10 protein-coding genes and 3 pseudogenes are annotated in these 15,022 nt (G+C 73.0%); 5 read left to right on the top strand and 8 right to left on the bottom strand.

Annotation, left to right across the window (positions count from 1 at the left end; all coding sequences use genetic code 11):
* Positions 1 to 38: 38 nt before the first annotated feature.
* Positions 39 to 1,094, bottom strand: coding sequence for an enoyl-CoA hydratase/isomerase family protein (locus tag NLX86_RS27930; RefSeq protein WP_254374573.1), 1,056 nt, complete (start codon positions 1,092 to 1,094; stop codon positions 39 to 41).
* Between the two features lie 196 nt (positions 1,095 to 1,290).
* On the opposite strand from NLX86_RS27930, the gene NLX86_RS27925 reads away from it, so the two are divergent.
* Positions 1,291 to 2,454, top strand: coding sequence for an exonuclease SbcCD subunit D (locus NLX86_RS27925; protein ID WP_254374572.1), 1,164 nt, complete (start codon positions 1,291 to 1,293; stop codon positions 2,452 to 2,454).
* A complete protein-coding gene (locus NLX86_RS27920) occupies positions 2,451 to 5,465 on the top strand; it encodes an AAA family ATPase (RefSeq protein WP_254374571.1) in 3,015 nt (1,004 codons plus the stop codon). The genes NLX86_RS27925 and NLX86_RS27920 overlap by 4 nt, the downstream gene beginning before the upstream one ends.
* Here NLX86_RS27920 and NLX86_RS27915 read toward each other — a convergent pair.
* Positions 5,455 to 5,901: an Lrp/AsnC family transcriptional regulator gene (locus NLX86_RS27915; protein ID WP_254374570.1), complete on the bottom strand. Its 447-nt coding sequence runs from the start codon at positions 5,899 to 5,901 to the stop codon at positions 5,455 to 5,457. The genes NLX86_RS27920 and NLX86_RS27915 overlap by 11 nt on opposite strands.
* A gap of 94 nt (positions 5,902 to 5,995) precedes the next feature.
* On the opposite strand from NLX86_RS27915, the gene NLX86_RS27910 reads away from it, so the two are divergent.
* On the top strand, positions 5,996 to 6,496 hold the full coding sequence (locus NLX86_RS27910; protein WP_254374569.1) for a rhodanese-like domain-containing protein: 501 nt from the start codon (positions 5,996 to 5,998) through the stop codon (positions 6,494 to 6,496).
* Between the two features lie 102 nt (positions 6,497 to 6,598).
* Here the strand turns inward: NLX86_RS27910 and NLX86_RS27905 are convergent.
* From NLX86_RS27905 to NLX86_RS27895, 3 genes and pseudogenes are all read right to left on the bottom strand, one after another.
* A pseudogene (locus NLX86_RS27905) lies at positions 6,599 to 7,087 on the bottom strand (hypothetical protein); the annotation flags it as partial.
* A 101-nt stretch (positions 7,088 to 7,188) separates the two neighbouring features.
* A complete protein-coding gene (locus tag NLX86_RS27900) occupies positions 7,189 to 8,874 on the bottom strand; it encodes a DUF885 domain-containing protein (protein ID WP_254374568.1) in 1,686 nt (561 codons plus the stop codon).
* A gap of 72 nt (positions 8,875 to 8,946) precedes the next feature.
* Positions 8,947 to 9,429, bottom strand: coding sequence for an Lrp/AsnC family transcriptional regulator (locus NLX86_RS27895; RefSeq protein ID WP_254374567.1), 483 nt, complete (start codon positions 9,427 to 9,429; stop codon positions 8,947 to 8,949).
* 59 nt (positions 9,430 to 9,488) lie between these two features.
* Here NLX86_RS27895 and NLX86_RS27890 point away from each other — a divergent pair, with 59 nt between their 5' ends.
* Positions 9,489 to 10,715 carry a PLP-dependent aspartate aminotransferase family protein gene (locus NLX86_RS27890; RefSeq protein ID WP_254374566.1) on the top strand — a complete coding sequence of 409 codons (1,227 nt, stop codon included), beginning with the start codon at positions 9,489 to 9,491 and terminating at the stop codon, positions 10,713 to 10,715.
* Here NLX86_RS27890 and NLX86_RS27885 read toward each other — a convergent pair.
* The 3 genes and pseudogenes from NLX86_RS27885 to NLX86_RS27875 all read right to left on the bottom strand — a co-directional run.
* Complete coding sequence (locus tag NLX86_RS27885; RefSeq protein WP_254374565.1) at positions 10,618 to 12,048, bottom strand: GNAT family N-acetyltransferase; 1,431 nt, start codon at positions 12,046 to 12,048, stop codon at positions 10,618 to 10,620. The two genes, NLX86_RS27890 and NLX86_RS27885, sit on opposite strands and share 98 nt — an antisense overlap.
* Before the next feature lie 128 nt (positions 12,049 to 12,176).
* Positions 12,177 to 13,757 (bottom strand): alkaline phosphatase, encoded by a 1,581-nt coding sequence (locus NLX86_RS27880; protein ID WP_254374564.1) that lies wholly within the window; start codon positions 13,755 to 13,757, stop codon positions 12,177 to 12,179.
* A 19-nt stretch (positions 13,758 to 13,776) separates the two neighbouring features.
* Positions 13,777 to 14,562 (bottom strand): annotated as a pseudogene (locus tag NLX86_RS27875) (aminotransferase class I/II-fold pyridoxal phosphate-dependent enzyme); the annotation flags it as partial.
* Between the two features lie 4 nt (positions 14,563 to 14,566).
* Here NLX86_RS27875 and NLX86_RS27870 point away from each other — a divergent pair.
* Positions 14,567 to 14,950 (top strand): annotated as a pseudogene (locus tag NLX86_RS27870) (EamA family transporter); the annotation flags it as partial.
* Between the last annotated feature and the right edge of the window lie 72 nt (positions 14,951 to 15,022).

The following is a 15,022-nucleotide window of genomic DNA, read 5'->3' as shown; positions in this document are numbered from 1 at the left end:
ACCCCCTAGGCGTCCCGGCGCCCGACTTGCGCGTGACGTCACGCGAAGTGGCGCTCGACCTCCGCGTCCGTGACCGCCGCCAGCGTGTCCGGCGTCCAGCGGGGTGAGCGGTCCTTGTCGACGACCTGGGCGCGTACGCCCTCCGGCAGGTCCGGACCGGTGGCCGCGACGGACGAGACCCGGTACTCCTGGTCGAGGACGTCCTCCAGCGAAGCCAGCGCGCGGGCCCGGCGCAGGGCGCGCAGCGTCACCTTCAGGGCGGTGGGGGAGTGGCCGAGGATCCGGCGGGCGGCTTCCTTGGCTGCCAGTTCGCCGGTGTCGGCCAGCCGCGACAGCCGCTCGACGATCTCCTCGACCGTATCGGCGCTGTAGCAGGCGTCGATCCACTCCCGTGTGTCGCCGAAGCCGCCCGGCGGAGCAGGCTCGGCGAACGCCCGTACCGCGTCGGGCAGTCCGGTGCCGGCGAGGGAGTCCAGAAAGGCCGCCAACCGAGCCGACGGTATGAAGTGATCCGCGAATCCGCACAGGATCGCGTCGGCCGCCGCCATCGCGTCGGCCGTCAGCGCGAGATGGGTGCCGGTCTCGCCCGGAGCCCGGCTCAGCAGATACGTGCCGCCGACATCGGGGACGAAGCCGATGCCGACCTCCGGCATGGCCACCCTGGAGCGTTCCGTGACGATCCGGGTGCCCGCATGTGCCGACAGGCCGACGCCGCCACCCATCACGATGCCGTCCATAGCCGCGACGAAAGGCTTGCGGAACCGGGCGATCCGGGCGTTCAGCCGGTACTCGTCCCGCCAGAAGGCCCGCGCCGCCGCGCCGTCCGCCAGCGCGGAGTCGCGGATGGCCCGGATGTCGCCGCCCGCGCACAGGCCCCGCCCGCCGGCGCCGTCGAGCACGACCACGGCCACCTCGTCGTCGTACTCCCACGCGCTGAGCGCGGCGTCGATCCGCAGCACCATGGGGTGAGTCAGAGCGTTGATGGCTCGCGGACGATTGAGGGTGATCCGCCCCGATCTGCCCTGCTTGCTGAGCAGTACGGCGTCATCGGCGTCATCGGCGGCAGCGAGGACCATCGCGGGGTTCCCTTCCATGCGGGGAGGCGGGGGAGCCGGCGGAGCCGGGGGGAGGCGGCGGACCGAGCATACGAGGCGGGTGCGAAACTCCTGGTCTGTGGGGGACCGGAGGCCGGGCGACGCTAGCGTGGTGGCTGCGCGGAGCGGATCTCGTGCCGCTGGAGTGCTGGTTGCGGGTGGGAGAAAGGGCAAACGTGCAGGTCGGAGTAGTCGAGTGAGATTCCTGCACACCTCCGACTGGCATCTGGGCCGATCCTTCCACCGGGTGAGCCTCCTCGACGCCCAGGCCGCGTTTGTCGACCACCTGGTGGCGACCGTGCGCGAACAGCGGGTGGACGCGGTGCTGGTGGCCGGGGACGTCTACGACCGCGCCGTGCCGCCGCTCGCCGCCGTCGAGCTCTTCGACCGGGCCCTGCACCGGCTCGCCGCCCTCGATGTACCCACGGTGATGATCTCCGGCAACCACGACTCCGCCCGCCGGCTCGGCGTCGGCGCCGGGCTGATCGGCCGGGCCGGAATCCACCTGCGGACCGACCCCGCCGAGTGCGCCACGCCCGTCGTGCTCACCGATACGTACGGGGACGTCGCGCTGTACGGCCTGCCGTACCTCGAACCTGCCCTGGTGAAGGACGAGTTCGGGGCGGAGGCCGGACACGAGGCGGTCCTCGCGGCCGCCATGCGACGCGTGCGGGCCGATCTCGCCGGCCGGCCCGCCGGGAGCCGGTCCGTCGTCCTGGCGCACGCCTTCGTCACTGGCGGCGAAGCCAGCGACAGTGAACGCGACATCACGGTGGGCGGAGTCGCCGCCGTACCGGCCGGGGTCTTCGACGGCGTCGACTACGCCGCGCTCGGCCACCTGCACGGCTGCCAGACCATCACGGAGCGGGTCCGCTACTCCGGCTCCCCCCTCGCGTACTCGTTCTCCGAGACCGACCACCGCAAGAGCATGTGGCTGGTCGACCTCGGCCCGGCGGGCACGGTCACGGCGGAGCGCCTGCCCTGCCCCGTCCCCCGCCCCCTCGCCCGGATCCGCGGGCACCTCGCGGAGCTGCTGGAGGATCCGGCGCTGGAGCGGTACGAAGACGCGTGGGTCGAGGCCACGCTCACCGACCCGGTCCGTCCGGCCGAGCCGATGGCCAGGCTCACCGCGCGCTTCCCGCACACCCTGAGCCTCGCCTTCGATCCGGAGCGGACCGAGTCGGATCCGCTCGCCTCCTACGCGCAGCGGCTCAAGGGGCGAAGCGACCAGCAGATCGCGGAGGACTTCGTGGTGCACGTGCGCGGCGGCGGCGCGCCCGACGACCGGGAACGCGCCGTGCTGCGGGACGCCTTCGACGACGTACGGACGGACGAGACCGTGCGCGAGGTGGCCCGATGAGGCTGCACCGGCTGGCCGTCACCGCCTTCGGCCCCTTCGCCTCCACCCAGGAAGTCGACTTCGACGTACTCTCCGCCGCCGGGATCTTCCTGCTGCACGGACCCACCGGCGCCGGCAAGACCTCCGTCCTCGACGCCGTCTGCTACGCGCTGTACGGCTCGGTCCCCGGCGCCCGCCAGTCGCCCGGCGCCACGCTGCGCAGCGACCACGCCGAGGCCGACACGCCGACAGAAATGTGTCTTGAACTCACCGTCGGCGGGCGGCGGCTGGAGATCACCCGCCGCCCCGAGCAGAGCCGCCCCAAGAAGCGCGGCACCGGCTTCACCCGCGACAAGGCGCAGAGCTGGCTGCGCGAGTACGACGCGGGCACGGGCTGGAAGGCGCTCAGCCGCTCCCACCAGGAGATCGGCGAAGAGATCAGCCTGCTCATCGGCATGAGCAAGGAACAGTTCTGCCAGGTCGTGCTGCTGCCGCAGGGCGACTTCGCACGCTTCCTGCGCGCCGATGCCGAGGCACGCGGCAAGCTCCTCGGCAGGCTCTTCGACACGCGCCGCTTCGCCGCCGTCGAGGAGCGGCTCGCCGAACGGCGGCGCGCCGCCGAGCAGCAGGTGCGCGCCGGGGACGAGCGGGTCCTGGCCACCGCCCAGCGCATCGCCCAGGCCGCGGGTGACGCGGCAGATCTGCGGGACTGGCCGTTTCCGCAGCTCGCGCCCGGGGAGGCGGGCCTTGCCGACGCGGTACGGGAGTGGGCCGCCGTGGCCCGCAGCAGTGCGCTCGAGCGGCTCGACATCGCCGAGTACGCCCTCGCGGCCGCCGACAGCAGGGCCGCCGCCGCCCACCGCGCGCTGGAGGACACGCGCGAACTCGACCGCCTCCAGCGCCGCCACGCCGATGCACGGCAGCGGGCCGAAGCACTCGCGGCACTCCGCGAGGAGCGCGAGCGGGTACGGGCCCGGCTCGACCGGGCCCGTAAGGCCGACCTGGTCGCACCCGCGCTGGGGCTGCGTGAGTCCGCCGAGCGGGAGCACCGCGCCGCGAGCGCCGGCCGGAACCGCTGCCGGACGCAGCTGCCGCCCCGCCTCGCGGAAGCGGGGGCCGACCAACTCGCCGACGCAGAGCAGCAGTTGCGGCAGGACCTCGGCGCACTGGACGCGGCGCGCAGGGCCGAGCGGCGCAGCGCGGACATCACCGAGGAGCGCTGGAACCTCGAACGCGAGGCGCGGGCGGACGAGGAGGTCGCCCAGGAGGCGGCGGCCTGGCTCTCCGGCTGGGACGCGACCCGTCGGACCCTCCAGCACCGCATCGAACGGGCCCAGGCCGCCGCCCCCCTTGCCGAACAGCTCGCGGGCCGCCTCGAACCGGCCCGGGAGCGGCTGGAAGCGGCCCGCCGACGGGACAGACTGGAGCGTGAGTCGGCGGCCGCCGAGGAGGCGCTGCTGACCGCCCGGGAGCGGGCCGGGCAGGCACGGGAGCGCTGGCTGGAGCTGAAGGAGCTGCGCCTGCAGGGCATCGCGGCCGAACTCGCCGCAGCGCTCATTGACGGCCGGCCGTGCGCGGTGTGCGGGTCCCGGGAACACCCCGCCCCCGCCCGTCTCGAAGCCGGACACGTCGACCGCGCGGCCGAGGAGGAGGCCCGCCGTCGGCACGGGCTGGCCGAGGAGGCCCGTACCGAGGCGGAGCAGCGCCTCGGCCGGGCCCAGGTGGCATGCGCGGAGGCGCGGGCCGCGGCCGGCGGCTCCACCGAGGCTGAACTCCTGGCCCTCACCGTGCAGTTGAGCCGCGAGCACGCGGCCGCCCACACCGAGGCCGCCACCCTGCACGCGGCGCGCGAGACGCTGGCCCGCGCCGACCGGGAACACGCCGAGCGGCTCGCCGCCCAGCAGCGCGCCGAACGCCACACCGCGGCGCGTACCACCCGGCGGGAGATGCTCGACGCCGAACAGGCCGCCCTGGAGGCCGATTTGGAGCGGGCCCGAGGCGGCGCGCGCAGCGTCGCCGAGCAGGCGCGGGCCCTGGAACACCAGGTACGGCAGGTCGCGGAGGCCGCCGAGGCCTTCCGGGCCGTGGACGCGACCGCCCAGCGGCTGAAGTCGGCGGACGACCGACTCGCCGACGCCGCGTTCAAGGCGGGGTTCGACACGCCCGGAGCCGCGGCCGCCGCGGTGATCGGTGACGCGGCACAGCGCGACCTTCAGCACCGGCTCGACGCGTGGCAGGCGGAGCAGGCGCTCGTCGCGGACCGGCTGGCCGAGCCCGACACCGCCGCGGCGGGAGCCCGTCCGCCGGCCCGCCCCGAGGGCGCCCGGTCGGCCGCCGAACTGGCCGGCCGCCAGCAGCGCGAGGCGGTCTCCGCCACCGACGCGGCCCGTACACGCTGCGCGGAACTCGTGCGGCTGTCGCGGCTCGCCGAGGAGGAGATGCGTTGGCTCGGTCCGCTGCGGGAGCAGTACGACCGGGTGGCGCGGCTGGCCGCGCTCACCGCCGGCACCTCCGCGGACAACGAACGCAAGATGCGCCTGGAGTCCTACGTCCTCGCGGCGCGCCTGGAACAGGTCGCGGCGGCGGCCACCCTGCGGCTCCAGCGGATGTCCGCGGGCCGCTACACCCTCGTTCACTCCGACGCCCGGGCCGGCGGCCGCGGCCGTTCCGGACTGGGCCTGCATGTCGTCGACGCCTGGACGGGCAGCGAGCGCGACACCGCGACCCTCTCCGGCGGGGAGACCTTCTTCGCCTCGCTCGCCCTCGCCCTCGGGCTCGCCGACGTCGTCACCGACGAGGCCGGCGGCATGCGGCTGGACACCCTCTTCATCGACGAGGGCTTCGGCAGCCTGGACGATCAGACGCTGGACGAGGTGCTCGACGTACTGGACTCCCTGCGCGAGCGGGACCGCAGCGTCGGCATCGTCAGCCACGTCGCCGATCTGCGGCGCCGCATCCCCGCACAGCTCGAAGTGGTGAAGGAGCGCGGCGGCTCCGCGGTCCGGCACCGCGGCGCAGGTGTCAGCGGCTGAGCGGGCGCCGTGGGAGGGGCGAGGAGTACACCACGCTCGTGGTGACCGAACCGAGTGACGCGATGCGGCCCGAGATCTCCTCCAGGTGTCGCATCGACCGCGCGGCCACCTTGATGACGAAGCAGTCGTCGCCCGTGACGTGGTGCGCCTCCAGCACCTCTGGAGTGGCGTCCACCAGGTCGTGGAACGGCTTGTAGTTGCCGTGCGGATAGCGCAGCCGTACGAACGCGAGTATCGGCAGCCCGAGCTTCTCGTACTCGACGACGGCCGCGTAGCCGGAGATCACACCCGCCTCTTCGAGCCGCCGCACCCGCTCGGTGACCGCGCTCGCGGACATCGAGACGGCCCGGGCGAGTTCGGCGAAACTGGCCCGGCCCTCGCGCTGGAGGACATCGAGGATGCGCCAGTCGGTGGCGTCAGGGGAATAGCCGGTCATGCGGCAGAGATAGCAGGGAATTCCCCGGCGGATCAAGTCAAGTGCCGGGGAAGCTCTCTTCCTGAAGATGATCAACGGTCGTAGATTTGCGGTCATGACGACACCGCAGCTCACCCCTCAGGCTCCTTCCTCCACCAACCCCGTCCTCCGTGTCCCGCCCGCTTCCCCGGCCGCGGCCGCCGCGTACTTCGGCGCCTCTCTCGCCTTTCACGCCGATGTCTCCGACGTGGCGGCGGTCCTGCAGGCCGGCGGCGAGGCGGGCTTCGTCGTCCTCGACTCCCGCTCCACCGAGGCCTGGGACCAGGGCCACGTGCCCGGCGCGATACACCTGCCGACCGCGCTGATCCCCGAGCAGGCGGAGGGCCTGCTCGACAAGTCCGTGCCGGTCGTCACCTACTGCTGGGGCCCCGGCTGCAACGGCGCCACCCGCGCAGCCCTCGCCCTCGCCGAACTCGGCTACCAGGTCAAGGAGATGCTCGGCGGCATCGAGTACTGGCTCCGGGAGGGCTTCGAGGTCGAGACCTGGGAGGGCCGGCAGAAGCGCGACGCCGACCCGCTGACCGCCTCCATCGGCGCCGAGAACTGCGGCTGCTGACCCGAACCGCATGACAGCTCCTGCGCGCAGGACCGGTGAATCCCGGCCCGGTGTGGACAGCGGCGGCGTGGGGCACCGGCCAGGCCATCGACTCCGAGGGCGCGGTACGAAGCAGGCAGCCGCCCACTCGTGCTTGCGCGACTTGACGTAGTCCTTGACCACGCCGGGTCCGCCGCCGAGCGGCGCGGCGAGCGCGGCCAGTTCGCCGGCCGTCGGGGGCCGGCCGGGCGCCTGCTCGCGCCACACGCTGCGCGGGGTGAGCTCGGCGAACGTCCCGTACCAGCCCGGCAGTTCATGAGCCCGCCGGTAGTCGGCCGCCCCGGTGCGCAGGGCGCAGCCGCGGGCGAGCAGCGCCCGCTCCAGCTCGGCGTAACGCGCAGCCGGGATCATCCAGCCCCGGTACCAGTACGGACCGGAGTCGCGCGGGATCCGTGCGACGGCCGCGGCGGTGTCCCCGGCGGTCAGCGCGTCATGGTCGAGCAACGCGACGGTCCCGCCCCCGGCACGCACCGCGGCCGCCTCGCCGCCGAACTGCGGATCGGGGCGGACGGCTCTGAGCGGGTCGGAACAGAAGAGAAACCCGGTCCCCACCGTGAAACCTCCTCTCGGAACTGAAGTGTTGGCCGAACGGCGGCCGGGCTTCGCACCGCTGAGCTGGGCCCCGCCGCCCGATGTCCGAATGGGCCCGGATGTCAGAGCCGGGACAGCTCGTCCACGAGGTCGTCCAGACCCAGCGAGCCCTGCGACAGCGCCGCCATGTGCCATGCCTTCGCGTCGAACGCGTCACCATGCGCCTTGCGGGCGTTCTCGCGGCCCAGCAGCCACGCACGTTCGCCCAGCTTGTAGCCGATCGCCTGGCCCGGCATCGAGAGGTAGCGCGTCAGCTCGCTCTCCACGAAGTCCGCGGGCCGGCCGCTGTGCATGCCGAAGAACTCCTGCGCCAGCTCCGGCGTCCAGCGCTCGCCCGGGTGGAACGGCGAGTCGGCCGGGATCTCCAGGCCCAGGTGCATGCCGATGTCCACGATCACCCGGGTGGAACGCATCATCTGCGCGTCCAGATACCCCAGTCGGCGCTCCGCGTCGGTGAGGAAGCCCAGTTCGTCCATCAGCCGCTCCGCGTACAGCGCCCACCCCTCGGCGTTGGCGCTGACGATGCCGACGGTGGCCTGGTAGCGGGAGAGCTGGTCGGCGACGTGCGCCCACTGAGCGAGCTGCAGATGGTGGCCGGGGACGCCCTCGTGGTACCAGGTGGACACCAGGTCGTACACTGGGAAGCGGGTCTCGCCCATGGTCGGCAGCCAGGTGCGGCCGGGCCGGGAGAAGTCCTCGGACGGGCCCGTGTAGTACGGGGCGGCGGCGCCGCCGGGCGGGGCGATCCGGGACTCCACCTTCCGTACCCGCTCGGCGAGTTCGAAGTGCGTGCCGTCCAGGGCCTCGATCGCCTCGTCCATCAGGCCCTGGAGCCAGGCCCGGACCTCCTCCTCCCCCTCGATGTGTGTGCCGTGCGCGTCGAGGTGGGACAGTGCCTCCCAGGGGCCGGCGCCCGGCAGGATCTTCTCGGCCTCGGTCTTCATCTCGCTGAGCAGCCGGTGGTACTCGGACCAGCCGTACGCGTAGGCCTCGTCGAGGTCGAGGTCGGTGCCGTTGAAGTAACGGGACCAGCGGGCGTAGCGCTCACGGCCCACGGTGTCCGGTGCGCCTTCGATCGCCGGCGCGTACACGTCGCGCATCCAGTCGCGCAGCGCGACAACGGCCTCGGTCGCGCCCGCCGCGGCGGTGTCCAGCTCGGCGCGCAGCGACTCGGGTCCGGCCGCCGCGAACTCGTCGAACCAGCCGCGGCCGTCACCCGCCCACTGGGTCAGCTGGCCGATGAAGGTGGCCGTGGGCCGCGGCCCGCCGTACAGCTTGCGTTCCAGTCCGAGGGCCAGCGAGGCCCGGTAGCCCTCCAGCGCGTCGGGCACGGCGCGCAGCCGCTCGGCGATCGCGGCCCAGTCCTCGTCGGTCTCCGCCGCGGTGACCGTGAACACCTCGCGTACCGAATGCACCGGCGAGTGGATGTTGCTGACGGCCCGCAGCTCCTCCTCGGCCTCGTGGACGGCGAGTTCGGCGGTGAGCCGTTCCCGCAGCAGCCGGCCGCAGCGCCGCTCGGCGTCGCTGCCGGCGCCCGGCCGCTGCTCCGCCTCGTCGAGCCTGCGCAGTGTCGTACGGGTGAGGCCGGCCAGTGCCTGCCGGCCGGCGGGGGAGAAGTCCGGCAGTCTGCGGGAGCTCTCGGCCACTCCCAGGAAGGTGCCGGTGATCGGGTCGAGGGCGATGAGGTCGTCGACGTACGCGTCGGCGACCTGGCGGGGCAGCGGGCTGCCGCTGAAGGTGTCGGACATGCGGACATCCTTGTACGGGAGAGGGGCCCGCGTCACTACCGTTCAGTCTCAGCCACCTGTCTCAGCCATGTGTCAGCCACCCGCCTCGGGCGGCAGCAGCGGTCCGCACTCCCACTGCTGGAAGATCAACCGGGTCTCCACCCGGGCGACTTCGCGCCGCGAGGTGAACTCGTCCAAGACGAGCCGCTGCAGATCTGCGGTGTCCGCCACCGCCACCTGCACCAGGTAGTCGTCCGGGCCGGTGAGATGGAAGAGGGCACGTGTTTCGGGCAGGGCCCGGATGCGCTCGACGAAGGGGCCGATCAGCTCCCGCCGGTGCGGCCGCACCTGCACCAGGAGCAGGGCCTCCAGGCCGCGGCCGAGTTTCGCCGGATCCAGCCGCAGCTGATGGCCGAGGATCACCCCCGAGCGGCGCAGCCGCGCCACCCGGTCCAGGCAGGTCGACGGGGCCACTCCCACCTCGGCGGCGAGATCCCGGTACGTCATCCGTGCGTCGTTCTGCAGGAGGCGCAGAATGTCCAGATCGACCGGGTCCAGTGCGACAGTTTCGGCCATACGCCGAACGTAGCACGGACGTTCGACGCTACTTCCCGGTAACTGTTCAGAGTTCGGCCATGACGACGAACGCCTCGACCACACCCCGGGCCCTGGCCACCGAAGCCGTGCACGCCGGCCGCGAAGACCTCGCGGATCTCGGCGTGCACGCGCCGCCGCTCGACCTGTCGACGACGTACCCCTCGTACGACAGCCGGGCCGAAGCGGCCCGGATCGACGAGTTCGCCACCACCGGCGCCCGGCCGGACGGGCCGCCCGTCTACGCCCGGCTGGACAATCCCACCACCGCCCGCTTCGAGACCGCGCTGGCGCGGCTCGAGGGCACCGAGAGCGCGGTCGCGTTCGCCAGCGGGATGGCGGCGCTCACCGCGACCCTGATGGTGCGGATCGGCATGGGGCTGCACCACGTGGTGGCGGTACGCCCGCTCTACGGCTGCAGTGACCACCTGCTCACCGCGGGCCTCCTCGGCTCCGAGGTGACCTGGGTGGACCCCGCGGGCATCGCGGACGCGATCCGGCCCGACACGGGCCTGGTCATGGTCGAGTCACCCGCCAACCCGACGCTCGCCGAACTCGACCTGCGGGCGATCGCCCACGCCTGCGGATCGGTGCCCCTGCTCGCGGACAACACCTTCGCCACGCCCGTGCTCCAGCGGCCGGCCGAGAGCGGCGCACGCCTGGTCCTGCACAGCGCCACCAAGTACCTCGGCGGGCACGGCGACGTCATGGGCGGCGTGGTCGCCTGCGACGAGGACTTCGCGCGCAAGCTGCGGCAGGTGCGCTTCGCGACCGGCGGCGTACTTCATCCGCTGGCCGGATACCTCCTGCTGCGCGGACTGTCCACGCTGCCGGTACGGGTCCGGGCCGCCTCGGCCACGGCGGCCGAACTGGCCCGGCGGCTGTCCGAGGACCCGCGCATCGCCCGGGTGCACTACCCGAAGCTCGGCGGTGCGATGATCGCCTTCGAGGTGGCGGGCGACCCGCACGAGGTGATCGCCGGAGTACGGCTGATCACCCCGGCGGTCAGCCTCGGCAGCGTCGACTCCCTGATCCAGCACCCGGCCTCCATCAGCCACCGCATCGTGGCCGAGGGAGACCGGCGGTCGTCCGGAGTCAGCGACAAGCTGCTGCGCATGTCCGTCGGTCTCGAGGACGTCGAGGACCTGTGGCGCGACCTGGACTGCGCGCTCAGCGCCCGGCGTGCCGAGTCTGCCCCGAGCGCGGACTCTGCTCCGTCTCCTCGTGCGGAGTCTCCTCGTACGGAGGACGAGACCGTACCGGCGTAGCGTCCAGCCGGGCCGTGATGACGAGCGTCCCCTCCTCGATCTGGTAGTCGAGGGGGAGGGCAAGGCCGCGCATGGCGGCGACCGTCCCGGTGTTGGACGACTGGGTGACGGCGTAGACGCTCTCGCAGCCCGCCTCGACGGCGAGCGCCACGAGGCGGCGCAGCAGTTCGGAGCCGATGCCACGGCGCTGCCAGTCGTCCTCGATCAGCAGCGCGACCTCGGTCTCGTCCCCGTCCCAGAGCAGATGGCCGAGGGCGACCAGCCGGCCGGAAGCGGTCTGGACGGCGAGCGTGCGGCCGAAGCGCGGGCTGAGCAGGTGCGACAGGTAGCGGTCGGCGTCCGCCACCGGGCCGTGGTAGCGCAGGCCGAGCGTGCGCTCCGAGCAGCGGTCGTGCATCGCCCGGGCGGCGGCGAGGTCACTGACGTCCGCCCGGCGCATCGTGATCTCGTTGCCCTCGGGCAGGGTCAGCACATCCTGGCTGCGCGGGATGCGCGGGCCGAGCCGGGCGTCCAGCTCGACCAGGGCGCGGGCGCGCGCGAACTCGGTCGGCGTGAACGGCAGATAAGGCCGCTCGATGGTGATCGCACCGCCGGACGGGTCGCGCAGCCGCATGACCGTGGACTCCAGGACGCCCTCCACCGGCGCGTCGGCCCCGGTCGGGCGGCCGGTCAGCGAAGTGGCGGGCAGCGAGTGGATTGTGCAGCGACCGAGCAACTGGCGTAGAGCCAGCGGCAGTTCGGCGGCGTCCAGCGCGGTGCGGGTGGCCAGGCCCAGTACCCGGGTGGGGGCGTCCACGAGATCGTGGGCGTCGGCCCGCTCGATCCAGGTGTCCTCACCGCCCGCGAGCGAGATCGCCCGAGTCAGCTGAGCGGCGGAGAGGCCGTCGGGCGCGCGCAGCAGGAAATCGTCGACCGTACCCTCGGCCAGCGGATGCGTCTGCAGGGTCACGATGTCCGCGCCATGCCGGGCGAGCGCGCCGCACAGCGCGGCCAGCCGACCGGGCTCGTCCCGTACGGTCGTCCGCATCCGCCACAGGGCGGTGCTCGCGCCGGGTCGCCCGGAGTGCGGGCCCCGGTGATCAGCCCGGCGGGCATCCGTGGACGGCGGCGGCGCATGGCTGTGCCTTCGGGCCCACCATGTGTGGAAGCCGGCCGTGATCAGCAGTGCGACGGCCGAGACGACCAGCAGAACCGGGCCCTTCGGACCCTTCACGACCATCTTCGCGATGGCGTCCGCGACGGCTACGGCGGTGAACAGGGCGGCGAGTTCGACGAGGTCCCGTCGCCAGTGGTGGTGGCGGGCAGTCTTCGCGGAGGAATTCACTTCAGTCATGGCACCACTGTGAACGAGCGGTGTTGCGTGATCACGAACGCTTTGTGACTGACGGGTTAAGCGTGCTTCTGGTCGATTAGGTAGCTTTTCTTATCGACTCCGGCTGAGAGTGATCGCCCTGTCGTGGGCTACTGGCCGACGCGCCCGGGCTGCAGCACCTTGGTGAACAGCACCCCCCCGCCCTCCTCCCGCAACCTCACCGCCAGTTCACCGCTGTCACCGTCGATGTCGACCTCGCCGAAGTACTGGGGAGACTCGGCCGGAGACAGGTTCGCCCTGGTCGGCGCCTTGACGAAGGACTGCTCCGGACCGAACGTGGGGTCCAGCCTCACCGCGGGGAACCCGCCCGCGGCGAGCGGTCCCGACACGAACTCCCAGAACGGCGCGAAGTCCTTGAAGGCGGCCCGCGACGGGTCGTAGTGCTGCGCCGAGGTGTAGTGCACATCGGCCGTCAGCCACAGCGTGCCCGTGATCCGCCGGCGCTTGATGTGCCGCAACAGCTCGGCGATCTGCAGCTCACGGCCCAGCGGGGCGCCGGGATCACCCTGCGCGACCGCCTCGAAGTTCGCGGTACCGTCCGCCACGACGATCCCCAGCGGCATGTCCGAGGCGATCACCTTCCACACCGCGCGCGACCGGGACAGCTCGCGCTTCAGCCACGCCAGCTGCTCCGCGCCGAGGATGCCGGTCGGGTCGTCGGTCTGCCGGCCGGGCGAGTTGGCGTTGCGGTACGTACGCATGTCGAGGACGAAGACGTCGAGGAGCGGACCGTGCCGCACCACCCGGTGGATCCGGCCCTCCGCGCCGCGCGCGGGCAGGGTCGAGACGGGAAAGTACTCGCTGAACGCCTGACGCGAGCGGGCCGCCAGGACGTCCACGTCCTTCACCGTGTAGCGCGCGTCGTCGAGGATCTGGCCCGGGTACCAGTTGTTCTTCACCTCGTGGTCGTCCCACTGCGCGATCGTCGGCACCTGGGCGTTGAACCGGCGCAGATTCTCGTCGAGCAGGTTGTACCGGAAGTTGCCGCGGAACTCCGCCAGCGTCTCGGCGACCTTCGATTTCTCCTCGGTGGTGATGTTCCGCCAGACCCGGCCGTCCGGCAGCGTGACGGTCGGCAGGATCGGGCCGTCCGCGTACACGGTGTCCCCGCTGCACAGGAAGAAGTCCGGATTCCGGCGGCGCATCTCCTCGAACACGCGAAAGCCGCCGAGGTCCGGGTTGATGCCCCAGCCCTGACCGGCGACATCGCCCGACCACAGGAACCGGACGCCGTCGCGCCGCCTGACCGGTGCGGTACGGAAGCTGCCGTGCACCGGCTGTCCGGTGCGTCGCGGGTCGTCCGGGTCGGCCAGGATCACCCGGTAGTGCACCTGCTCGCCGGGCGGCAGGCCGCGCAGCGCCGTCGTCCCGGTGAAGTCCGTCCCTGGCCCGAGCAGCGGGCCGTACCAGCGGCGGGGCCTGCGGAAGGACTCGGTCGCTGATGTCTGCACGATCATCCGGGCCGGCCGGTCCGACCGTACCCACACCAGACCGGACGTCGAGGTCACATCACCGGTCTGTACGCCCCACTGGGCACTCGGGCGGCCCGAGAGAGCCGGCGCCGGGGCGCCGCCGAGGGCCACGGGCACGGTCAGCGCCGCGGAAGCGGCGAGGGACCCACGCAGGACGGCCCGGCGGCCGGGGAACGAAAGCGGTGAACGATGCGGCATCGGTGCGCCTCCAGTGACGGGTCGGACCAGTGTGCCGCCGGCGCACGCGCACACCGCGGCGGGCGCGCGAGGCTTCGAGCGGGCCGAGTGCCGGCCCCTCGTCGTCGAGGGGCAGCGGTACGGTGGCCGACCCCCGCCGCGCCGAACAGCGCGGCGTGCTCGGGACTGCCCGGGTCCTCGACGCCGACCGCGCCCCGCCCGCGCAGGGCAAGCCGATCAGCGTCATCGCCTGGGCCACGCCGGAACACACCACGAGCCGTTCCGGATCGGCCACCACACCACGGCGCCGCGCGAACCCGGCCAGCGCGGTGCGCAGTTCGGGCAGCCCGCGTGGATCGGGGTAGCCGAGCGCGTGATGCGGCAGTTTCGCCAGTACGCCCCGGTGGGCGGCCGCCCAGGCCGCGCGCGGGAAGAGCGAGAGGTCGGGTGTGCCCGGCCGGAAGTCGGCGCGGGCGCCGCACGGGACGCGCGGCGCCCGGTCGTGCGCCCCACGGGCCGCCGACCGCGTCGCGTCGCCCACCCAGGTCCCCGAGGCCCGGCCGCTGCGCAGATATCCCTCCGCGGTCAGCTGCTCGTACGCCTCGGTGATCAGCCCGCGGGAAACGCCCAGGTCGGCCGCCAGCTCCCGGCTCGACGGCAGTCGGGTCCCCGCCGCGAGCAGCCCCGACCGCACCGCCTCGCGCAGCGCCGACTGCAGCTGCCGCCCGCGCCGGCGCGCCGGCGCGGCCGCGGCGGGCAGCAGCAGCTCCCACGCGGCTGTCCCTCTCTCGCCGCCCCGCGCCGGATTGGTCCCCGATACCTGCATGAGAATGGACCTTAAGCCGGACCGGTGTGCTCCCTGGCGTCGGTCTCATGAACGCCAAGCCTCCGCGGGCGGCCAGGCCCTGCGCTACTGGCTCGCCTGCCTGCTGCTGATCCCCCTGCCCGGCCGGGGCGGACTCGCGCCGCTGCGCAACCTGAACCCCCGTCAATGGGGCCGGCTCGGGCTGCTGGCCGCGATCGGGTGGTCGGCTTCAACCTGGCCGTCCTCGCTGCCGAGCGGACCGCGGAGCCCGCCGTCCCCGGCCGTGTCCGTCGGCTGCGCACCCGTACTCGTGGCCGCACTCGTCCCCCTTTCCGACGGCCGCCGGCCCGCCCGTCCGGTGCTGTACGGCGCGCTGCTCGTCGCGGCCGGAGCGTTCACCGTCCAGGGGTAGGAAGCTGCTGCTGATTGAGTGTCCATGAGTGTCTATTGCATGTCATGAGTAGCGTATGATCTCGCTTAT

Source organism: Streptomyces sp. A3M-1-3 (assembly GCF_024213665.1).
Lineage (GTDB): Bacteria > Actinomycetota > Actinomycetes > Streptomycetales > Streptomycetaceae > Streptomyces.
This window is presented reverse-complemented; position numbering and strand designations above follow the sequence as displayed.